22 protein-coding genes are annotated in these 19,740 nt (G+C 70.9%); 14 read left to right on the top strand and 8 right to left on the bottom strand.

Annotation, left to right across the window (positions count from 1 at the left end; all coding sequences use genetic code 11):
- Nucleotides 1-46: 46 nt before the first annotated feature.
- From C466_RS12885 to C466_RS12905, 5 genes are all read left to right on the top strand, one after another.
- Nucleotides 47-385, top strand: coding sequence for a DUF7855 family protein (locus C466_RS12885; protein WP_004597767.1), 339 nt, complete (start codon nt 47-49; stop codon nt 383-385).
- Entirely contained in the window at nt 382-1,197 is an 816-nt protein-coding gene (locus C466_RS12890) for a DUF7856 family protein (protein WP_004597769.1), read from the top strand. Before C466_RS12885 ends, C466_RS12890 begins: the two co-directional genes overlap by 4 nt.
- A gap of 67 nt (nt 1,198-1,264) precedes the next feature.
- A complete protein-coding gene (locus C466_RS12895; RefSeq protein ID WP_004597772.1) occupies nt 1,265-2,050 on the top strand; it encodes a DUF7857 domain-containing protein in 786 nt (261 codons plus the stop codon).
- Nucleotides 2,047-2,697: a nucleotide-binding protein gene (locus C466_RS12900; RefSeq protein WP_004597773.1), complete on the top strand. Its 651-nt coding sequence runs from the start codon at nt 2,047-2,049 to the stop codon at nt 2,695-2,697. Before C466_RS12895 ends, C466_RS12900 begins: the two co-directional genes overlap by 4 nt.
- Nucleotides 2,698-2,791: 94 nt before the next feature.
- Complete coding sequence (locus C466_RS12905; protein ID WP_004597776.1) at nt 2,792-3,478, top strand: M48 family metalloprotease; 687 nt, start codon at nt 2,792-2,794, stop codon at nt 3,476-3,478.
- 56 nt (nt 3,479-3,534) lie between these two features.
- On the opposite strand, the gene C466_RS12910 is transcribed toward C466_RS12905, so the two are convergent.
- Nucleotides 3,535-3,834, bottom strand: a complete 300-nt coding sequence (locus tag C466_RS12910) for a HalOD1 output domain-containing protein (protein WP_004597778.1) — start codon at nt 3,832-3,834, stop codon at nt 3,535-3,537.
- A 122-nt stretch (nt 3,835-3,956) separates the two neighbouring features.
- Between C466_RS12910 and pheS the strand changes: the two genes are divergently transcribed.
- From pheS to C466_RS16805, 3 genes are all read left to right on the top strand, one after another.
- Nucleotides 3,957-5,492: a phenylalanine--tRNA ligase subunit alpha gene (gene pheS / locus C466_RS12915; RefSeq protein ID WP_004597780.1), complete on the top strand. Its 1,536-nt coding sequence runs from the start codon at nt 3,957-3,959 to the stop codon at nt 5,490-5,492.
- Nucleotides 5,492-7,228, top strand: coding sequence for a phenylalanine--tRNA ligase subunit beta (gene pheT / locus C466_RS12920; RefSeq protein WP_004597782.1), 1,737 nt, complete (start codon nt 5,492-5,494; stop codon nt 7,226-7,228). The genes pheS and pheT overlap by 1 nt, the downstream gene beginning before the upstream one ends.
- 119 nt (nt 7,229-7,347) lie before the next feature.
- Nucleotides 7,348-7,503, top strand: a complete 156-nt coding sequence (locus C466_RS16805; RefSeq protein ID WP_159358437.1) for a hypothetical protein — start codon at nt 7,348-7,350, stop codon at nt 7,501-7,503.
- Between the two features lie 42 nt (nt 7,504-7,545).
- Here C466_RS16805 and C466_RS12925 read toward each other — a convergent pair whose 3' ends face one another.
- The gene (locus C466_RS12925) at nt 7,546-8,184 is read right to left on the bottom strand and encodes a bifunctional 4-hydroxy-2-oxoglutarate aldolase/2-dehydro-3-deoxy-phosphogluconate aldolase (RefSeq protein ID WP_004597785.1); all 639 of its coding nucleotides are present in this window, start codon (nt 8,182-8,184) and stop codon (nt 7,546-7,548) included.
- A gap of 223 nt (nt 8,185-8,407) precedes the next feature.
- On the opposite strand from C466_RS12925, the gene dgoD reads away from it, so the two are divergent.
- From dgoD to kdgK1, 3 genes are all read left to right on the top strand, one after another.
- Nucleotides 8,408-9,559, top strand: coding sequence for a galactonate dehydratase (gene dgoD / locus C466_RS12930; RefSeq protein WP_004597787.1), 1,152 nt, complete (start codon nt 8,408-8,410; stop codon nt 9,557-9,559).
- Between the two features lie 40 nt (nt 9,560-9,599).
- Nucleotides 9,600-10,430, top strand: a complete 831-nt coding sequence (locus C466_RS12935; protein ID WP_004597790.1) for an SDR family NAD(P)-dependent oxidoreductase — start codon at nt 9,600-9,602, stop codon at nt 10,428-10,430.
- 151 nt (nt 10,431-10,581) lie between these two features.
- Entirely contained in the window at nt 10,582-11,538 is a 957-nt protein-coding gene (gene kdgK1 / locus C466_RS12940) for a bifunctional 2-dehydro-3-deoxygluconokinase/2-dehydro-3-deoxygalactonokinase (RefSeq protein WP_049908382.1), read from the top strand.
- Between the two features lie 84 nt (nt 11,539-11,622).
- Here the strand turns inward: kdgK1 and C466_RS12945 are convergent, their stop codons facing one another.
- Entirely contained in the window at nt 11,623-12,627 is a 1,005-nt protein-coding gene (locus tag C466_RS12945) for a Gfo/Idh/MocA family protein (RefSeq protein ID WP_004597795.1), read from the bottom strand.
- A 167-nt stretch (nt 12,628-12,794) separates the two neighbouring features.
- Between C466_RS12945 and C466_RS12950 the strand changes: the two genes are divergently transcribed.
- Complete coding sequence (locus C466_RS12950) at nt 12,795-12,992, top strand: hypothetical protein (RefSeq protein ID WP_004597797.1); 198 nt, start codon at nt 12,795-12,797, stop codon at nt 12,990-12,992.
- A gap of 47 nt (nt 12,993-13,039) precedes the next feature.
- Here the strand turns inward: C466_RS12950 and C466_RS12955 are convergent, their stop codons facing one another.
- The gene (locus tag C466_RS12955) at nt 13,040-13,717 is read right to left on the bottom strand and encodes an MBL fold metallo-hydrolase (protein WP_004597799.1); all 678 of its coding nucleotides are present in this window, start codon (nt 13,715-13,717) and stop codon (nt 13,040-13,042) included.
- A 196-nt stretch (nt 13,718-13,913) separates the two neighbouring features.
- Between C466_RS12955 and C466_RS12960 the strand changes: the two genes are divergently transcribed.
- A complete protein-coding gene (locus C466_RS12960; protein WP_004597800.1) occupies nt 13,914-14,291 on the top strand; it encodes a YccF domain-containing protein in 378 nt (125 codons plus the stop codon).
- A gap of 33 nt (nt 14,292-14,324) precedes the next feature.
- Here the strand turns inward: C466_RS12960 and C466_RS12965 are convergent, their stop codons facing one another.
- From C466_RS12965 to C466_RS12975, 3 genes are all read right to left on the bottom strand, one after another.
- Nucleotides 14,325-14,771 carry an FKBP-type peptidyl-prolyl cis-trans isomerase gene (locus C466_RS12965; RefSeq protein ID WP_004597803.1) on the bottom strand — a complete coding sequence of 149 codons (447 nt, stop codon included), beginning with the start codon at nt 14,769-14,771 and terminating at the stop codon, nt 14,325-14,327.
- Nucleotides 14,772-14,875: 104 nt separating this feature from the next.
- Nucleotides 14,876-15,487, bottom strand: a complete 612-nt coding sequence (locus C466_RS12970) for a peptide-methionine (S)-S-oxide reductase MsrA (protein ID WP_004597805.1) — start codon at nt 15,485-15,487, stop codon at nt 14,876-14,878.
- 142 nt (nt 15,488-15,629) lie between these two features.
- Nucleotides 15,630-16,253: a hypothetical protein gene (locus tag C466_RS12975; protein WP_004597807.1), complete on the bottom strand. Its 624-nt coding sequence runs from the start codon at nt 16,251-16,253 to the stop codon at nt 15,630-15,632.
- A 239-nt stretch (nt 16,254-16,492) separates the two neighbouring features.
- Between C466_RS12975 and C466_RS12980 the strand changes: the two genes are divergently transcribed.
- Entirely contained in the window at nt 16,493-17,383 is an 891-nt protein-coding gene (locus C466_RS12980) for a DMT family transporter (protein WP_049897869.1), read from the top strand.
- Between the two features lie 98 nt (nt 17,384-17,481).
- Here C466_RS12980 and C466_RS12985 read toward each other — a convergent pair whose 3' ends face one another.
- Nucleotides 17,482-19,386, bottom strand: coding sequence for an ABC transporter ATP-binding protein (locus C466_RS12985; protein WP_004597811.1), 1,905 nt, complete (start codon nt 19,384-19,386; stop codon nt 17,482-17,484).
- Nucleotides 19,387-19,740 lie beyond the last annotated feature (354 nt).

A 19,740-nucleotide genomic window follows, 5' to 3' on the forward strand; every position in this document is an offset into this window, starting at 1 on the left:
GTTCCGGTCCGGAACGGATAAATTGGAAAACCGACCACCGGCGGGCGTGCTGCTGGTCGTGACGTATTCGGCGGCCGCGCAAACCGGCCTCCGAAACCTGTGTCGTCGCCACGAGTCGGTCGTCGCCCGGCGGTTCGGCCGCGCCGCGCTGTTCGACGAGACCGTGTACGCCGCCTTCCTCGCGCTCCGGCTGCGGGAGTCGCACGGCGGGGACGTCCAGATAGAGCGCACCGAGCCGTTCAATGAGTTCGTCGCCGTCGACGACCCGGTGCGGGAGGCCGCCGCGGCGTACGCGGACCGGTCGGCGGAGTCGACGCCGTACGCCGCCTTTGCGGCGGGGACGGAGCACCCGGACCCCGACGCCATGCGCGACCGAGAGCTGTGACCGGGGCGGAGTCGAAGCCGTCGGGATCGGACCGCGAGGAGCACGAGGACGAGCGGGAAGACGGGACCGTCGCTGTCGAGGAGCGTCCGGAGCCGAGCGCGGTGCTCGGACGGCTTCCCACCGACGCGGGACTCCGACGGCAGCTCGCGGCGGCCGCGCGCTCCCGGGGACGGACCGCGTCGGTCGCGGCGGAGATCGCCGAGATCGAGGCGGAGCTCGCGGCGATCGAGATCGAGCCGGTCGACCTGACGGCGGCGCGGCGGCGGGTCGCCGAGACGACCGGAGAAACCGAGCGACTGAAAGAGCGGGTCGCGGCGCTGCGCGGGGACGCCCGGGCGCGCCGCGCGGTCGACGCCGAGGCTGACGAGACGCTCGGCGACCTGGAGGAAGCGGCCGCGGAGCTGTCGGCCGCGCAGACGGAGGCGATCGCCGCCGAGCAAGCGCTCGAACGCGCGCGAGCCGAGGCGGCTCGGAACCGCGACGAGCGGCGGCGACGGCTCCGGCTCCGAGACCGGCTCCGAAATCGTCGGCGGACCGCCCGCCGCGAGCTCGCCGAGGCGATATATCCGGCTTTCCGGCGCGCGCTGGCGGTCGTCCCGGGCGGCGACCCGAGCGCGGCCGGCGCGGAGCCGAGCGGGTACGACGGGGACCCGATCGCGGCGTCGCTCGCGGCGGTCAGGCTCGCGGCGCTCGACGGCGTCGTCGAACTGCGCGGCGACGCGGCCCGAGCGGTCGCCGCGTCCGAGCGGAGCGCGCGATCGCTGCTCCGCGCGAGAGACGTTCGCCTCCGAGGCGCGTCCGGCGGGCGCTGAGTCCGACGGTACGGGCGCGCGCCTGGCCCGTCCCGAGCCTTAAATACGATTCCGCGGCACCCGGCGCATGGAACTCGACTGGTCCGTCGACCGCGAGGGTGACGCGTCGCTCGTCGGCGTTCGGGTGCGAAACGACGGAGCGGTCCCGCGGCGCGTCCGGATCGAGAGCCGGCTGGACGGCCCCGTCCTCCCGCCTCGGCGCGGCGGCGTCCCCGAATCCGGCTGGGACGCCGGGGGCGTGACCAGGGTGATCGACCCGGGCGACCGGGCGGCGTTCGGGTTCGCGGCGCTCGCCGACCCAGTCGAGCCGCCGGTCGAAATCGCGAGCGTCGAGCCCCTGAGAGGGAACGCGGACGACGGTCGCGGATCGGCCGAGGACGGCTCCGACCTCGCGCGGGCGGCGGTGCGCGACCTCGAATCGCATCGCCCTCCGCGGCGCGCGGTCGCCAGAGCGGAGCCGGGTGACGACGAGGCGGGGAGCGACGGCGAAGCGGCTGACCGGGACGGCGAAGAGCGCCCAGGAAACGAGGAATCGACCGGTTCTGACGGAGGCGCGACTCGGTCAGCGGCTCCCCATGCGTCGCCGAGCGCGGCGGGGCCCGACGAGATCGACGCGTGGTTCGCGGCCGTCGAGGCGCGGATCGAGCGGGCGGAGCGGCTGGCCGACGCCGACCTCGCGACGGCGACGGCGGTCGTCGAGGAGGCCGGCGGCCTCGACGCGGTCGGGGGACTCGACGAGCGCGTCGCGGCCGACGCCGAGCGTCTGAAGGCGGTCCGCGACCGCGCCGCGGCGCTGGCCGAGCGCGCCGAGGAGAGCGAGGTCCCGACCGAGGCGCTGGAGGCGCTGGCATGATCCTCGCGGTGGCGGGCGGGAAGGGCGGCGTCGGGAAGACGACGCTCGCGTACAACGTCGCCGCCGAGCTCGACGGCGTCGTCGTCGATGCCGACCTCGGGATGGCGGACCTGCCGGACGGCCGCGGCCCAGACCTCCACGACGTGCTCGCCGGCGCGGCGGACCCGATAGAGACGGTTCGGTCGGGGCCGGTCGACATCGTCCCGTGCGGCCGGACGCTGGCCGGCGCCCGGGCGGCCGACCTGACCCGGTTGGCCGAGGCGGTCGCCGCGGTCGAGCGCGAGTTCGGGACCGTCGTCCTCGACTGTCCGGCGGGGCGCCGCGCCGACGCCGGCGTGCCGCTGGCGGTCGCGGACGCCTGCCTTCTCGTCGTCTCGCCGCGGGCGTTCGCGCTGGCCGACGCGATCCGCACCCGAGAGCTCGCCCGCGAACTCGACGCCGGGCTGGTCGGCTGCGCGGTCAACCGCGTGACCGAGCCGCCGCCGGTCGAGGCGATCGGCGACACCCTCGGCGCGCCGGTCGAGGTCGTTCCGGCCGACCCGCGCGTCGGCCGCTCCGTCGCGGCGGAGCGGCCGGTCGTCGACGCCGCGCCCGACAGCGATGCCGCGGCGGCGGTCAGGGCGCTCGCGCGGCGGGTTCCGGAGTGAGGAGCGAGACGAGTGAGATGCGCGAGATCGAGAAACCGGGAACGCCGTCGCGACACCGCGCCTTTTTACTCCGGTCGTCCCGTCGGCGAGAGCGATGATCGGAGTCGCGCTCGTCGTCGGCGTCGGCGTCATCTCCGCGCTCGCGGTCTCGGTGGGACCGCTGTACGCGGCCGACCGCTTCCGGGAGTTACGGGAGCCGACGGACGCGGAGCGCGCGCAGATCGCTGCGCTGGCGGACCCCGGCGGACTCGACCTCGACCGGATCGCGATCGAGTCCGTCGGCAGCGATGACGGCGGCGGGGGATCCGCGGCCGACGGTCCCGCCGAGGTCGCCGTCCGGGGGCCGCCCGGCCGACGGGTGCTGTTCCTCACGGCGGACGTGTTGACCGACCTCGACGAGGACGTCGCGATCGGACTGCTCGCGGCGGAGGCCGGGCGAGTCGCGACGTACTACGCGGAGTTCCGCGCCGTCGCGGTCGGCGCCGTGCTGGCGACGCTGGCGGCGGTCGTCACGACGCTCGTCCCGTTCGAGTCCGGCTTCGCCGCTGTCATCGCCGTGGGGGTCGCCGCCTTCTGGGCCGGCCGTCGGGTCCAGTACGCGGCGGACACCCGCGCGGCGGACGCCGTCGGCGCCGACCGCGTCGCGGACGCGTTCGAGCGCGTCGCGGAGCGCCGCGGGGTCGAACCGGAAACGGGGGACTGGTCGACGTGGTTCGAGGTCCAGCCGCCGCTCGGCGACCGGATCGCGCGGCTCCGCGAACGGGCGGCAGACGAAGGGTAGCGAAGCGGGTAGACGAGGCGTAGCGGGCAGAAGGAGGGATTCGAGCCGGCGGGGGCTCAGTCCCGCGAGCGCCGAGCGACGGCGGACTCCGGACCGACGCGGACGTCGTAGCCCGCGACGGTGAGGGAGACGTCGACGTCGGACCGGTCGGCGACGAGCGCGTTCAGCGCGTCGGGGTCGACGTGTTCGTACAGCACCACGCCCGCCTCGTGGAGCTCGGTGGCCTCGACGCCGGCGAGGTCGGCGATCGCCTCGACGACGGCGAGGCTGGGACTGGGACCGCCGTCGCCGTGACGGACGCGGGCCGTCTCGGCCGTCGAGCGGGAGCCGGTCGCTTCAGTCGGGACGCTGCTCATACTGGATCTCTCGTCGAAACCACGTATAAATGAGTCGTTCAATTTATCAGAAGTGATTAGATCGGGGCGTCCCGGTCCCGGAACCGTTACCAACCAGCCGCACGCGTGTAGAGACAACTCGAATGCGACTCCCGGAACGACAGCTCGCGGTCCTCGAGGCCGCGAGCGCGACGGACGAACGAACGGTGGCAGAGATAGCCGCGGAGACCGACCTGAAGCCGGAGACGGTCGCCGGCGCGGCGTTCGACCTGGCCGACGAGGGCCTCGTCGAGGTCGGGTCGGCGACCGACGAGACGCTCGAACTCACCGACGAGGGGCGGACCTACGTCGACGACGGGCTCCCCGAGACGCGGCTCTACCGAGCCGGACTCGACGCGGGCGCCGACGCCGAGCCGGCCTCGATGGGCGAGGTCATCGGCGGGGCCGATCTCGACGGCCCCGAGGTCGACATCGCCTTGGCGAACTTCGCGCGGAAGGGGTTCGGGAGCGTCGACGGCGGCGAACTCTCGGTCGACCCCGACGCCGACCCGGACGCCGACCACGAGGCGACGGCGCTCGCGGCGCTCGCTGACGCCGGCGGTGAGGGCGAGGGCCTCGACGCGGAGGCCCTCGGCGTCGACGAGGCGGCGATCGACCAGCTCGACTCGCGCGGGCTGGTGGCGGTCGGCGAGTCGGTCACGCGGACGGTCCGGCTCACCGACGACGGCGTCGACGCGCTGATGACCGGCGTGGAGGCGACCGAGACGGTCGGGGCGCTCACGCCCGAACTCCTCGCCAGCGGCGAGTGGCGCGACGCGGAGTTCGCCGAGTACAACGTCGAGGCCGACGCGGAGACGGCCCGCGGCGGCCGGAAGCACGTCCTCCGTCGGACCGCCGACCGCGTGAAGGACGTGCTGGTCGGCATGGGGTTCCAAGAGATGGAGGGCCCGCACGCCGACGCCGACTTCTGGATCAACGACTGCCTGTTCATGCCGCAGGACCACCCGGCGCGGACCCACTGGGACCGGTTCGCGCTCGACGTGGACCGGATGGACGGGATCCCGGACGAGCTGATGGCCCGCGTCGAGGCCGCCCACCGCGACGGGTGGGGGATCGACGGCGACGGCTACCACTCGCCGTGGTCGGCCGACTTCGCCCGCGAGGTCGCCTTACGCGGGCACACCACCTCGCTGTCGATGCGCTACCTCTCCGGGATCGCGGGCGCCGAGCTGGAGCCGCCCCAGCGTTACTTCTCCGTCGAGAAGGTGTACCGAAACGACACGCTGGACCCGACGCACCTGCTGGAGTTCTTCCAGATCGAGGGGTGGGTGATGGCCGAGGACCTCTCGGTGCGCGACCTGATGGGCACCTTCGAGGAGTTCTACCGCCAGTTCGGGATCACGGACATCCGATTTAAGCCGCACTACAACCCGTACACAGAGCCCTCCTTCGAGCTGTTCGGCGAGCACCCGGAGACGGGCGAGGAGATCGAGATCGGCAACTCCGGCGTCTTCCGCGAGGAGGTCACCGGCCCGCTCGGCGTCGACTGCGACGTGATGGCGTGGGGGCTCGCCCTCGAGCGACTGGCGATGCTCACGACCGGCGCGGAGGACATCCGCGACCTCCACGGGACCCTGGCCGACATCGACTTCCTGCGGAACGCGGAGGTGAGCTACTGATGCCCGTCGTCGACGTCGACCCCGACGAGCTGCGCGAGCTCACCGGCCACGAGGAGAAGGACGACGCGGAGCTGAAAGAGGACCTGTTCGGGCTCGGCCTGGAGTTCGAGGGCGAGACCGACGACGGCATGTTCCAGTTCGAGTTCGCGCCCGACCGGCTCGACCGCCTCTCCGTCGAGGGGGTCGCGCGCTCGCTGCGCTACCACTACGGCGACGCTCGCGGTGTCTACGTGCCGAACACGAACGACCCCGAGTGGAGCATCGAGGTCGACGAGTCGGTGCCCGACGAGCGCCCGTACGTCACGGGCGCCGTGGTCCGCGGCGTCGACCTCGACGAGGCGGCCCTGGAGTCGCTGATCCAGCTGCAAGAGAAGCTCCACGCGACGATGGGCCGCGGCCGCGCGAAGGGCGCGATCGGGATCCACGACCTCGCGATGGTGAAGGGCGCGCCGCTTCAGGAGGGCGCGGAGCCGTCGATCACCTACCGCGGCGTCGACCCCGACGGCGACACGTTCGTCCCGCTCGACGCGAACGACGAGCTGACCCCGAACGAGGTCCTCGACGAGCACGACACGGGGACGACCTACGCCGACCTCGTCGAGGGGCTCGACCGCTATCCGGCGATCTACGACGACCTCGGCCTCTTCTCGTTCCCGCCGGTGATCAACGGGAAGCGCACCGAGGTGACGACCGGCTCCCGCGAGCTGTTCGTCGAGCTCACCGGCACCGACCAGTGGACGATCGACCGGATGTGCAACATCATCTGTTACGCGCTGTCGGCCCGCGGGGCGACGATCGAGGCGGTCGAGGTGAACTACGCCGACGGCGCGACGCACCCGAGCGAGTACGGGGCTGAACTCGTCCGTCCCAACCTCGACGTCGACGAGAAGGCCGTCTCGCACGACCGGATCGAGACGCTGCTCGGCGTCGACTTCGAGCCCGAGGAGGTTGTCGACTGCTTCGAGCGCGCCGGGCTCGACGCCTCCTACACCCTCGACGAGGACGTGACCTACGAGGTGTCGATTCCGCCGTACCGCGTCGACGTGCTCCACCCGCTCGACCTCGTCGACGACGTGGGGCGCGCGTACGGCTTCGACAACTTGGAGCCGCGCTACCCCGACGTGGGGACGGTGGGGGGCCGCCACGAGCGCTCGCGGCTGGAGGACGCGGTCCGGACGAGCCTCGTCGGCCTCGGCTTCGAGGACCTGCTGAACTTCCACATGACGAGCGGAACGGAGAACTACGACCGGATGAACGTCGAGGCGGGAAGCGACGCCTTCGGCGGCGGCGACCCCGTCGAGATCACGGAGCCGTACAGCGAGGAGTACACCCAGCTCCGCACCTGGGCGCTCCCGTCGCTCGTCATGCTGTTGGAGCGGAACACCCACAACGCCTACCCGCAGGACGTCGCCGAGGTCGGCTTCGTCGCCGAGCGCGACGACGCCGAGGACGCGAACGTCGCCGAGTCCCGCCACGTCGCCGGCGCGGTCGCCCGCCGCGACGCCTCCTACGAGGCCGCGAAGGGCCGCCTCCAGGCGCTCTGTGACGACTTCGGCGCCGAGCTGGCGACCCCGCGGACCGAACACCCGTCGTTCATCGAGGGGCGCGCCGCCGACGTCGAGATCGACGGCGAGCGCGTCGGCGTGATCGGCGAACTCCACCCCGCGGTGCTCGTCGAACACGACCTGGAGGTGCCGGTGGCCGCCTTCGAGTTCGATCTCGACGCGCTGCGGTAATCGGCCCAGGAACGGGAGCCGAAGCCGACCGAATGTCTGTTTCGACGGGTCGGTAACGAATTATCACGAACCCGATCGCGAACAGAAGACATATAAATTCCTTGGCACACCCACCGGGCATGAACTGTGAGAAGTGCGGCGTCGACGCTCCGCTCGCGCACCGCGACGTCGACGGCTTCCCGTACTACCTGTGTGAGGCCTGTATCAGCGGGTGGGACGCGGTTCGGGGGCCCTCTGCCGACGCCGCCGAGGAGGCCCGGTCTCCCGCGCGGTAGGGGCGTCGCGCGGCGGCGGCACAAGTCTGACCGCCGAACGAGTCACTCCCGAGCCGCGGCGACGGCCTCGACGACGGCGCGCGCGTTTTCCCGGACCGCGTCGAAGTCACCGTCGGCGACCGCCTCGTCGTCGACGATCGAGCTGCCGACGCCGACCGCGACCGCGCCCGCCCGGACGTACTCGCCCGCGTTGTCCGCGCCGACGCCGCCGGTCGGCACGAGCGGTATCTGCGGGAGCGGCCCGCCGATCGCCGCGACGTGGTCCGGGCCGCCGGTCTTCGCGGGGAACACCTTCACCGCGTCGGCGCCGGCCTCGTAGGCCTCGATCGCCTCGGTCGGCGTGTACGCGCCGACGGCGACCGGCGTGCCGTAGCGGTTCGCCGTCCGGATCACGCCGCGGTTCACCGTCGGCGTCACGAGGAACTCCGCGCCGGCGAGCTGCGCCGCGCGCGCGGTCTCCGCGTCGAGGACGGTGCCGGCGCCGACGACGGCGTCGTCGACGCGGTCGGCTATCGCCTCGATGGAGGCCATCGCGTTCGGCGTGTCCGCCGTCACCTCCAGGGCCGTCACGCCGGCGTCGACGACCGCGTCCGCGACCGCCACGGCGTCGTCTCGCCCCACGCCGCGGAGGATCGCGATCACGCCGCCCTCGGTGATCCGGTCGAGTCGATCGGTTCGCATGGCTGGTACCTCCCCGCCGGGGGTCTTAAATCGGGCCGTGTCGGAGACGGCCGCGGCGCGCCCGCACACACCTCCTATTTAACAAACGGACGGGCAAGTACGACCGTGGCGACGGACCGGTCCGGGTCGGACGCGGGAGATCGACGGAGCGTGCGACCCGCCGTGACCGACGGCGTGCGAGTCCCGCGGCCCCCGGACCGGTTCGGAGTTACCCCAACTCACCATGTACATCACCGACTACGAGCTGTTCGAAGTACCGCCCCGCTGGCTGTTCCTGAAGCTGACGACGAGCGACGGCACCGTGGGGTGGGGAGAGCCGATCGTGGAGGGGCGGTCGCACACGGTCGTCGCGGCCGTCGAGGAGCTGCTCGACGACTACCTGCTGGGCGAGGACCCGACGCGGATCGAGGACCACTGGCAGGCGATGTACCGCGGCGGGTTCTACCGCGGCGGTCCGGTGCTGATGAGCGCCATCGCCGGCGTCGACCAGGCGCTGTGGGACCTCAAGGGGAAGCAGTTCGGCGCGCCCGTCCACGAGCTGCTCGGCGGCCGCGCGCGCGACCGGATCCGCGTCTACCAGTGGATCGGCGGGGACCGACCGGCGGACGTGGGCGAGGCCGCGAGGGAGAAGGTCGACGCCGGCTTCTCGGCGCTGAAGATGAACGCCACGGCGGAGCTCGAGTCGATCGACTCCCCGGCCGCGGTGGCCGCGGCGGCCGACCGGATCGCGGCCGTGCGGGAGGCGGTCGGCGACGAGGTCGACATCGGCGTCGACTTCCACGGTCGGGTGGCCAAGCCGATGGTCCGTCGGCTCGCGGCGGCGCTGGAGCCGTACGACCCGATGTTCATCGAGGAGCCGGTGCTGCCCGAGAACAACGACGCGCTGCCGGCGATCCGGGCGTCGACGACGATCCCGATCGCGACCGGCGAGCGGATGTACTCGCGGTGGGACTTCAAGGAGGTTCTGGAGGCGGACGCCGTCGACCTGATCCAGCCGGACGTCTCCCACGCCGGCGGGATCACCGAGCTGAAGAAGATCGCGTCGATGGCCGAGGCGTACGACGTGTCCGTCGCGCCGCACTGTCCGCTCGGGCCGATCGCGCTCGCCTCCTGTATTCAGGTCGACGCCTGTACGCCGAACGCGCTGATTCAGGAGCAGTCGCTCGACATCCACTACAACGAGACGAGCGACGTGTTGGACTACCTCGCCGACCCGTCCGTGTTCGAGTACCGCGACGGGTTCGTCGACATCCCCGACGGCGACGGGCTGGGAATCGAGATCGACGAGGAACACGTCCGCGAGCAGGCCGAGGAGGACGTCGACTGGCACAACCCCGTCTGGCGCCACGACGACGGCTCCGTCGCGGAGTGGTGATCCCGATGGCGAGACATATCGACCGATCGGAGGGCGACCGATGACCCGCCGACGCGAGTCGCCGACCGAGGGCGCGGTCCCCGGGCGGTTCGCCGGCGAGACGGTCATCGTCACTGGGTCGACGCGCGGGATCGGCGCCGGGATCGCGGAGCGGCTCGCCGCGGAGGGGGCGAACGTCGTGGTCAGCGGGCGCTCCGAGGAGGCAGGAGCGGCCGTCGCCGAGCGGATCGCGGCGGGGAGCGAAGAGGGAGACGCGACGTTCGTCCGCGCGGACATGCGCGACCCGGACGACGTGGCCGCGCTCGCTGAGGCGGCCGCCGAGCGGTACGGCTCCGTCGACGTGCTCGTGAACAACGCCGGCGTCCAGACGGAGACGGCCGCCGACGAGGCGACGCTCGACGACTGGGCGTTCGTCGTCGAGACGGACTTCCGGGCGTACTGGCTCGCCGCGCGGGCCGCCCTCGAGCACATGGACCGCGGGGCGATCGTGAACGTCTCGTCGAACCACGCGTACGCGACGATGCCGGCGCACTTCCCGTACAACGCGGTTAAGGCGGGGATCAACGGCATGACGCGGTCGCTCGCGGTCGACTTCGGCCCCCGCGTCCGGGTGAACACGGTCGTCCCCGGCTGGGTGGAGATCGAGCGCACCCGCGAGGAGCTCCCGGAGGGGCGGTTCGAGGAGGTCGAGTCGATCCATCCGACCGGGCGGATCGGGACGCCCGCCGACGTCGCCGGCGCCGTCTCCTTCCTCGCGAGCGAGGACGCCTCGTTCGTCACGGGGGCCGCGCTGCTCGTCGACGGCGGCCGCGGCGCGGTGATGCAGGACGACACGCTCCCGGACTACCGGGCGCGCGAAGACCGAGAGTAGGCGGGGACGGCGCGGTGAGGAGAGACGCGGCGCGAGCGGAGCGCGGGCGCCCCCGCCCGCGCCGGCCGACGGCGATCACCCCTTCTTATAATCGGCCGAGCGTAGCACCCACCATGAACCCGTTCGAGACCTGCGGCGCGGGGTGGCGCCGATGACCGACCTCGTCACGTTCGGCGAGACGATGCTCCGGCTGTCGCCGCCGCGCGGCGAGCGGCTGGAGACGACGCGCGACCTGACCGTTCAGGCCGGCGGCGCCGAGAGCAACGTCGCGGTCGGGGCCGCGCGGCTCGGCGCCGACGCCCGCTGGCTCTCGAAGCTCCCCGACTCGCCGCTCGGCCGGCGGATCGTGACCGAACTGCGAAGCCACGGCGTCCGCCCGGACGTCGCGTGGGCCGACGCGGACGCGAGCCGCGTGGGGACCTACTACCTCGAACACGGCGGCGAGCCGCGGGGGACGAACGTGATCTACGACCGCGCCGACGCGGCGATCACGACCGTCGAGCCCGACGAACTCCCGACGGACGCGGTCGCGGAGGCAGAGTGGTTCCACACGACCGGGATCACGCCCGCCCTCTCGGAGACCACGGCGGAGACGACGACCGCGCTGTTGCGGACCGCCGGCGAGGCGGGGACCACGCGCTCGTTCGACCTGAACTACCGGGCGAAGCTCTGGGACCCGGAGACGGCGCGGGCGGCCTACGAGGAACTGTTCGAGCACGTCGACACCCTGTTCGTCCCGCGGCGGGACGCCCGCGAGGTGCTCGACCGGGAGGGCGGCGCCGTCGAGATCGCGCACGGGCTCGCCACGGAGTTCGGCTTCGACACGGTGGTCGTCACCCGCGGGCTCGAGGGGGCGGTCGCGCTCCACGACGGCTCGGTGTACGAGCAGGACGTGTACGAGGCGGAGACGTTCGACGCGATCGGCACCGGCGACGCGTTCGTCGCCGGCTTCGTCGCGGAGCGCCTGCGCGGCGGCGACCTCCCCGCGGCGCTCCGGTGGGGCTCGGCGACCGCGGCGCTGAAACGCACCACCGACGGCGACCTCGCGGTGACGACCCGGGCGGAGGTCCGCGACGTCATCGAGGGCGAGGGCGGGATCGATCGGTAAGGCCGGTCGCAAGGCCGGTGAGCCGCGCGGCGGCGCCCGGGGCGTATTGACGGGAGTCCGGAGGACGTTCTCCGGTGGCAGCGTTCAGAGGTCGACGGGGCCGCCGTCGGCGGCGCTCTCGGCGAGCGCGTCGATGGCCGCCATGTTCGCGATCGCCTCCTGCCCGTCGGTCAGGGGGGCGGTCCCGTCGGCGACGCGCTCGGCGAAGTGCTCGACCTGAAGCCGGTACTGGTCGACCGCGGGGAACGTCTCGACGCCGTGCCGGCCGTCGATCTCGTACTCCAGCTCGACGGGCTCGTCGGTCGGGGCGTCGAACGCGCGCTTGACCGCGACCCACCCGTTCGTCGCGTCGACGCGGTACCGCTGGACGAGCTGGGTGTCGAAGCCGGACGCGACCCGCGCCGAACGGCCGTCGTCGTACGCCAGCACGCCCGAGAGCTCCGTGTCGACCCCGGCGTCGCGGGTGTCGCCGGCGTGGGCGTACGCGCGGTCGGGCTCTCCGAGAATCGTCCGAGCGAGCGAGACGGGGTAGCAGCCGACGTCCATCAGCGACCCGCCCGCGAGGTCGGGGTCGAGCCGCACGTCGTTCGGGCGGTCGTACAGCGGGAACCGGAAGGTGGCCGTCACCGTCCGCACGTCGTCGAGCTCGGTCGCGGCGAGCGCGACGGCGCGCTCGGTGCGCGGGTGGTACCGGTACATGAACGCCTCCATCAGCGTGACGCCCCGCTCGTCGCAGTGGGCGACCACGTCGCGCGCCTCGGCGGCGTCGGCGGCCAGCGGCTTCTCGCAGAGGACGTCCAGGCCGGCGTCCGCGGCGCGCTTCGTCCACTCGGCGTGGCGGCCGTTGGGGAGCGGGACGTACACCGCGTCGAGCGCGTCGTCGTCGAGGAGCGCCTCGTAAGAGCCGTAGCTGCGCGGGATCGCGTTCTCGGCCGCGAACCGCTCCGCGCGGGCGGCGTCGCGGGACGCCACCGCGCCGACCGCGTGGTCACTGGCGGCGATCGCCGGGATCACCGCTTTGCGGGCGATCCCCGCGGTGCCGAGGACGCCGAATTCGAGGCCGGTCGAGCCGGTCGGTGAGTCGGGCATGGCCGGGGCGACGCGCCCCCCGGACAAGTCGGTTCGGGTCGGCGAGATTCAAACGGCGGCGGGGGCGGCGACCGCCGTCGCCCCCTGCGACGCGGCGTCGGTCGTCGCCGGACGGCTGTCGGGGAACCAGTACCTACTACTGGGACGCCTCGGTACGTGGACGGCACATGTCCCTGTCGAGCGACGTCCTCCTGTTCAGCATCGTGCTCATGCTTTGGGCGGTTCGCGTCGAGGTCCGCGGATACGGCGACTCGGGCGGGATCGTCCTCGCCGCGCTCGCGCTCGGCGTCGCGGGGCTCCTCGGGAGTTTCCTCTCCGCGGCGATCGGAGCCGGCCCGAACGCGGACGCCGAGAGCGCGGAGTGACCCCGTTCGGCTCGGTTCGAAACCGAGATCGCTGCCCCTACTGACCGCTACCGGTCGGCCACCAACTCCCGGATGCGGGCCGTCCCCGCGGCGGCGCGGCCGCCGTGGAAGCAGAACGTCTCTGCCACGGCCAAGTCAGCGAGCGTCTCGACGCTTTCCCACGCGGTCTCGAGGTCCTGGGTCACCTCTGGTCGGGGGCCGACGAGCGCGCCGTCGACGACGTTGAGCGCGTCCGCGCTGACGAGCAGCTCCGCGTCGGGGAAGTGCGCCGACACGTGCCCCGGACTGTGGCCGGGCGTCGCGATGACCTCCATCGGCCCCGCGGCGGTCGCGAACGTCTCGCCCCCCGTCAGGCGGACGTCGACCGTCGTCGAGTCGATCGACAGCGGTCGCTCCGCGGTGGACTTGACGAGTTCCCTGTCGCCTTCCAGGTACGGCGCTTCCGTCTCGTGCGCGAAGACGACGGCGTCGGTCCGGTCGACGACGGCCGCCAGACAGCCGGCGTGGTCCGGATCCTGATGGGTGATGAGGATTCCCCAGGCGTCGTCGAGGCGCAGCCCCTCGTCGTCGAGCGCGGCTTCGAGGACGTCCACCGTGTCGGGGAGGCCGACGTCGATCAGGAGCGGTCCCCGCGGCGTCTCGACGGCGGTCGCGTTGAACGTCGCCTCGCGGTCGTCCATCGAGACGCGTAACGGGAGCCCGTGTACGCCCGGCGTCAGTTCCATGCGAGATCCAGGTCGGCGAGCGTCTTGAAACGGGCGGGGGCGAGCGGGGCGCCTCCTCGGAGCGACCACGAATTTGCTGCGGGAGACCTACTCGGAGCTCCCGCACCTGCGACGTTCGGTACCGGGCGCGTTCGAACGCTCCGGGAGGACCGCGACGGACGACACGGGTTTCCCCGCTGAGCGTCTACCCCGAGTAATGGCACAACGCTCCCTGCTCGTTCGTGCGCTGTGGTTCGTCTTCGTCGGCTGGTGGGCGACGCCGATCGTCGTCAACGTCGCGTGGCTGCTCAACGTCACGGTCGTCCTCCTCCCGATCGGTATCAAGCTGATCAACCTCGTGCCGACGGTGCTCACGCTCGCGGAGCCGCGGTCGCTCTCGGACCCCGACTCGGCCCGAGGCCAGCGGTCGCTCGTCGTCCGTGCGGTCTACTTCGTCCTCGTCGGGTGGTGGCTGAGCCTGCTGTGGGCGAACGTCGCGTCGGCGCTCGCGATCACGGTCGTGGGGCTGCCGGTCGCGATCTGGATGCTCAACCGGCTCCCGTACGTCACGTCGCTGTACCGGTTCCACGGGTAGGCCCGACCGGCGGGCGCGGCGGACGAGCGGGGCTCAGTTGACCTCGATGACCTCGACGTCGAACGTCAGGGTCTCGCCGGCGAGGGGCGGGTTGAAGTCCGCGCGGACCACGTCCTCGTCCACGTGGATGATCTCGCCTTGGCTGCCGTCCTGGGCCTCGAGGTACGCGCCCTCCTCGGGCAGCTGTCCGCCGAGCATCTCCCGGAGCTCGTCAGTTTCGAACTCCTCGACGTTCTCGTCGCTGGGCTGTCCGTAGGCCTTCTCCGGCGGAATCGTCAGCGTGTCCGTCTCGCCGGCCTCCAGCCCGATCAGTCCCTCCTCCATCCCCTCGATGACCTGGCCGCCGCCGACCTCGACCGTCAACGGCGTGTACTCGCGGTCGGGCTGGGCCTCGGCGAGGCCGGCGTCCTCGGCGACCGACTCCTTGGAGGTGTCGAACACGGTCCCGTCGTCCAGTTTGCCGGTGTACTCGAGCGTCACAGAATCGCCAGTAGTTATCGACATACGGACGCAAGAAGTGCCACACGGAAAGGCAGTGGCATCTGTGGATATCGGATATCCCGCGCACCCGGTAGCCAGCGGGGTCACTCGGATGCCGGGGGTTCCTCGAGGACAGCGACATCGTGTCCGGCGGCGTAGCCGTTCAGCTTGGCAGCGATCGGCGACTCGCGCACCGCTTCGTCGTCGTATCCCGCTTCGTCGAACGCGTCCATGAGCGACGAGACAGACCGGAGCTTGTACTTTTGATGGTAGTCTTCGGCGGGGTAGAACCGCGAGAGCTGTTCGATGCGCGTGCCGATGCCGTCGGCCGTGAAGCCCCGTGACGAGAGGAACTCGGTGAGAGTCGCTTGCTGGGCCGCCGTCGCCGTGAGGACGGCGTTCTGGTACTGCGTGTTCCGGGTCTGGCGGTTGGGGGCGTGCGACTCGAAGACGAGCTCCAGCAGCTCCCGATACGTGACGGTGGCGGGGTCAAACTCGACCTGAAACACCTCGGTGTGATCCCCCAGCGAGTGGTACGTCGGGTCGCGCGAGGTGCCGCCGGCGTAGCCCACGCGGGTGCGGACCACGCCGTCGACGGCGCCGAACTGCGCGTCCGGCCCCCAGAAGCAGCCGAGGCCGAACGTGGCCGTCTCGGTCTCGTCGCTGGCTGTCGCGCGCCGGTCGTACTCTCGGATTCGCGTTTCTGTGAGGTTCATGGGAGTTAGCTGCCTGTAGAGTCGTCGCAGGGCGGTTCGTGGGTCGGCCCGCATTCACCGACGGTCGGGCTCGCAGACGTATATGTCGTGTGTTGGCGTGTCTCGCTTTCGGGCGGAACGAGGGTGCGCCGTCCGATCTCCGTCAATCGAGCCCGAGCGCGGCCGTGAGCGCTGCCGTCGCGTCCTCGTGGATGCTCGTGCCGTGGCCGACGAGGACGTGGTCGGGGTCCCGCTCCGCCAGTTCCTGTGGCGACTCCTCGACCGCGGGGTGAACCCCGAGCGCGTCGCCGCCGTCTCGGAACGCCGGGAGGGTCCCGAGCGTCTCGGGGACGAGCAGCGTCTCGCGCTCGGCGTTCCACAGGACGGCCTCCTCCCACTCGTCGTCTGATCGGAGCTCGTGAACCTCGTACGCCGACCCGGCGAGGGCCGAGCCGGTCGCGTCCGCGTCCGCGTCGAGCTTCTCGCGGGTGAGCGCCATCCCCTCCGGCACGGACACGGCGACGTCGTGTCGACGCGCCACCGCCGCGGCGTCGCGCGTGTGTCGGTCCTGGAGGACGACGACGCCGGCGACGTCGCCCGCCTCGCGGAGGTGCGCGTCGAGCCCGTCGACGTCGACCGGGTCGACGAGCCAGACGCCGGCGTCCGTCGTCAGTGCGTGGCTCGCGCGGCGCGCGTCCTCGTCGGGATACGCGATCCAACTGAACCCGCCCTCCCACTCGGTCGTCTCGACAGGCGTCGCGTCGTCGTCGGCATCGGTGTCGGCCATACCAGCCATTGCCGGGCCGGAAGCTTACGTCTGTGCCCCGGTGGAGTTCGGGCTCCCGAGTTGGCAGTCGGCGATCGCGTCGAGAGTACGGACGGAGCCGGAGAGGCCCGCTCGGGGTGGGTTGAGAGTGACTCCTGACCGGCAGAACGGATATCCGGCCGTCGCCACACGCGGCCGGCCGCCAGGAGAGTCGGGGCGGTTCGACGGGTCTTTCGCCGTCGGCGGCGACCTCCGCGTGAATGAGTCGCTCCCGGACGGCCGGCCGCTTTCTGTTGCTGTGCGCAGTGTGGGGGACGGCGTTTATGGCGACGGACGTCGGGCTCGCGGACCTTCCCGCGGTCCCGTTCGCCGCCGTACGCTTCGACGTCGCCGCCGTACTGTTGTTCGCCGGCGTGCTCGTCGCCGGCGTGGAGATCCGCCCTCGGACGCGGGACGACTACGTCTACGTGCTCGTCGGCGGCGCCCTCATCATCGGCGCCCATCACGCGTTCCTGTTCGCCGGCCAGCGGTACGTCACGGGCGGCGTCGCCGCGGTGCTGTTGGGTCTCGTCCCCGTGGTGACCCCGGCGCTCACGCGGCTCGTCTCGACCGACGAGGAGTTCACCGCCGCCACCGCGCTCGGCGTCGCCCTCGGGTTCGTCGGCGTCGTCGTCATCGCCGACCCCGACCCGGCGAACCTCGCGGACAGCATCCTCGGCGTCGCGCTCGTGCTCGCCGCCGCGCTCGCGTTCGCCGTCGCCGCGGTCGTCACCCACAGCCGATCGCCGTCGATGCCGTTCCTCTCGACGCAGGCCTGGATGATGGCCGTCGGCGCGGTCGTCCTTCACGCCGCCGTGCTCGCGCTCCCCGGCCAGTCGTTCGCGACCGCCACGTGGACGCCGTCTGCGCTCGCTGCCATCGCGTACCTCGCCGCGGTCGCCGGCGTCGGCGGCTTCCTGCTGTATTTCACGCTCCTTGAGGATCTCGGACCGATCGAGATGAGCTTCATCGAGTACGTGATTCCCGTGTTCGCGGCGCTCGCGGGCTGGCTCGTGCTCGGGCAGGAGGTGACGCCCGCGACCGTCGCCGGCTTCGGGTTCATCCTCGCGGGGTTCGTCGCCGCGAAGTGGCGGGCGCTGCGTGGGATTTAGTGGCACGTATGCCCACCAGAACGACAGTCTTCAGATGGCCTCTCTCGTCTGGTTTTGAGAGATGAGGCAGCTAGCGCGACGGAAGATAAGATCGTCAATCAGTCGTCGGCAGCGGCGGCCTCAGCCTGCCCCTGCCAGAGGTTCGCGTACGTTCCCTCGCTCGCAACCAGCTCGTCGTGCCCGCCCTGCTCGACGATCCGGCCCTCATCCATGACAACGATCTCGTCCGCGTTCTGGATCGTCGACAGCCGGTGGGCGATGATGAACGCGGTCCGCTCCTCGACCAGCCGCTCGAGGCTTTCCTGAATCAGTTCCTCGGTCTCCGTGTCGACGTCCGAGGTGGCCTCGTCGAACACGATGATCTCGGGGTCGTTGAGCAGCGCCCGGGCGATGGCGAGGCGCTGCCGCTGACCGCCCGAGAGTTTGACACCGCGCTCGCCAACTTGCGTATCGTATCCGTTGGGGAGACCGTCGATGAACTCGTCGGCTGCGGCCGCTTCAGCCGCTCGCTCAACCCGAGCGCGGGCGCTTTTGTCAGGTTCTTCTGCCCACTCGGCCTCGAGCGTCTCGCGGTCGCCGTACGCAATGTTCTCTGCGACAGTCCCCGAGAACAGGTACGGATTCTGCTCAACGATGGCGATAGAATCCCGTAACGACTGGAGGTCATACTCCCGGACGTCAGTTCCGTCAACCCGGACGGCCCCGTCATCGACATCGTGGAAGCGGGGAATGAGTTTCAGGAGTGTTGATTTGCCGGCCCCGGTCGCCCCGGCGAGCCCGATCGTCGTCCCCGCCGGCACGTCGAGCGAGACATCACGTAGGACCGGCTCGCGGTCCCCGTAGGCGAAGGTAACGTCTTCGAACGTGACGTCCCCGTCTATCGACGCAGGGGTGTGCGGCGAGTCGGGGCTGGTGACCGTCGGCTCGCGGCCGAGCAACCCGAACACGCGCTCGGCGCTTGACTTCGCGAGCTGGTACTTGTTCGCCGACTTCCCGACCCGGCGCATCGGCGAGTACAGCCGCCGCAACAGGAGGAAAAAGAGCGCAAACCCGCCGAGGGTCAGCGCCCCCGCCTCGCCGGGCACGCCGGTGATGATGTCGGTGCCACCGATGTAGAGCACGAGGACGAACACGACGCCGGTTAACAGCCGTAGGGTCGCAAAGAACCCGCGTCGGATGCGCAGTGCCGCGACCTTCTCGTCGTGGTACGCCTCGCTCTGTGCGGCGACCCGACGCTCCTCGAAGCTGTACCGGTCGAACGACTTGATCACCGCAGCGCCGCCAAGGTTGTTCTCGAGCCGCGTGTTCAGTCGCGCGACGGTCTCGCGAATCGATTTGTACCGCGGCTCGATCCAGGTGAGAAACTGACTACTGGCCAGGCCGATGACCGGGACCGGGGCGAGCGCGATGAGCGCCAGCTTCGGCGAGTACGTCCACAGGATGATCGCGATCCCGCCGACCGTTGCGACCACGCGGATGAGTTGTCGAAACTCCGTGTTCAGAAACTGCTCGAGCCGATTGATATCGCTGTTGAGGATCGACATCATGCCGCCGGTCTGATGATCGGCGAAGAAATCCATCGAGAGCCGCTGGAGATGGTCGTACGTGTCGTTTCGCAGATCCCGCTGAACCTTCTGGGCAGTCGCTTGCAGCAGATACCGAGAGATAAACCGCGCGACCGACCGGACTAAGTACGCAAGCACCGCGATGAGCACGAGCTGTTCGAGCACCGCCAGGCGAGCCGCTTCGCCGGTGATCTCACCGGGCGGCAGCAGACCCACATCGGTCAGCAGGCCCGCGTCGGCCGAGCCGCGGATCGCTCGATCGATGGCGGCCGCGACGACAATTGGCGGGACCAGTCGGGCGAACCGCGTGAGAAACGCCGCGAGCACGCCGAGCGTGAGAGTCGGCCAGTAGCGTTTGGCGTAGCCGAGCAAACTCACCATCGGATGCCCATCGACGTTCTCCCGAGCGTGTTCGAACCCGCCGTGGTCGTCTGTCACTGGGCTCGTTAGCGCGCTCGCGCACAAGTATCCGGTGACATGGCGCTGGTGAAGCACGCAACCGGCTCGGTTGAAATCCGTAAGATCGGATAGGATCGGTGTGCGAGAGACAGAGGATGTGGTCAGCAGTGAAGCTGCGTTATTTTCTTCATCTAAATCGGCTCTGTTGAAATCCTATTCTTTAGATATATACACAGATGAAACAGCCGGTTGGTGAGAGCTGCAAATGTACCGAAAGTGTATACTCGCAGAGACCATTCGGAAAGTATGAAACCGTCATTTAGACGTGACACGATTATTTTTATTAGTGTATTTGTGGCAGGCCTCGTAGCTGTCGGCGCTCTTGGGGCATTT

It is taken from the genome of Halorubrum distributum JCM 10118 (assembly GCF_000337335.1).
In the GTDB taxonomy this organism is placed as follows: domain Archaea; phylum Halobacteriota; class Halobacteria; order Halobacteriales; family Haloferacaceae; genus Halorubrum; species Halorubrum distributum.

Excerpts from the sequence above, each read along its gene's own strand:
- C466_RS12895 (WP_004597772.1), top strand. The coding sequence starts at position 1,265 with ATGGAACTCGACTGGTCCGTCGACCGCGAGGGTGACGCGTCGCTCGTC.
- C466_RS12900 (WP_004597773.1), top strand. The coding sequence starts at position 2,047 with ATGATCCTCGCGGTGGCGGGCGGGAAGGGCGGCGTCGGGAAGACGACG.
- C466_RS12905 (WP_004597776.1), top strand. The coding sequence starts at position 2,792 with ATGATCGGAGTCGCGCTCGTCGTCGGCGTCGGCGTCATCTCCGCGCTC.
- C466_RS12910 (WP_004597778.1), bottom strand. The coding sequence starts at position 3,834 with ATGAGCAGCGTCCCGACTGAAGCGACCGGCTCCCGCTCGACGGCCGAG.
- pheS (WP_004597780.1), top strand. The coding sequence starts at position 3,957 with ATGCGACTCCCGGAACGACAGCTCGCGGTCCTCGAGGCCGCGAGCGCG.
- pheT (WP_004597782.1), top strand. The coding sequence starts at position 5,492 with ATGCCCGTCGTCGACGTCGACCCCGACGAGCTGCGCGAGCTCACCGGC.
- C466_RS16805 (WP_159358437.1), top strand. The coding sequence starts at position 7,348 with ATGAACTGTGAGAAGTGCGGCGTCGACGCTCCGCTCGCGCACCGCGAC.
- C466_RS12925 (WP_004597785.1), bottom strand. The coding sequence starts at position 8,184 with ATGCGAACCGATCGACTCGACCGGATCACCGAGGGCGGCGTGATCGCG.
- dgoD (WP_004597787.1), top strand. The coding sequence starts at position 8,408 with ATGTACATCACCGACTACGAGCTGTTCGAAGTACCGCCCCGCTGGCTG.
- C466_RS12935 (WP_004597790.1), top strand. The coding sequence starts at position 9,600 with ATGACCCGCCGACGCGAGTCGCCGACCGAGGGCGCGGTCCCCGGGCGG.
- kdgK1 (WP_049908382.1), top strand. The coding sequence starts at position 10,582 with ATGACCGACCTCGTCACGTTCGGCGAGACGATGCTCCGGCTGTCGCCG.
- C466_RS12945 (WP_004597795.1), bottom strand. The coding sequence starts at position 12,627 with ATGCCCGACTCACCGACCGGCTCGACCGGCCTCGAATTCGGCGTCCTC.
- C466_RS12950 (WP_004597797.1), top strand. The coding sequence starts at position 12,795 with ATGTCCCTGTCGAGCGACGTCCTCCTGTTCAGCATCGTGCTCATGCTT.
- C466_RS12955 (WP_004597799.1), bottom strand. The coding sequence starts at position 13,717 with ATGGAACTGACGCCGGGCGTACACGGGCTCCCGTTACGCGTCTCGATG.
- C466_RS12960 (WP_004597800.1), top strand. The coding sequence starts at position 13,914 with ATGGCACAACGCTCCCTGCTCGTTCGTGCGCTGTGGTTCGTCTTCGTC.
- C466_RS12970 (WP_004597805.1), bottom strand. The coding sequence starts at position 15,487 with ATGAACCTCACAGAAACGCGAATCCGAGAGTACGACCGGCGCGCGACA.
- C466_RS12975 (WP_004597807.1), bottom strand. The coding sequence starts at position 16,253 with ATGGCCGACACCGATGCCGACGACGACGCGACGCCTGTCGAGACGACC.
- C466_RS12980 (WP_049897869.1), top strand. The coding sequence starts at position 16,493 with ATGAGTCGCTCCCGGACGGCCGGCCGCTTTCTGTTGCTGTGCGCAGTG.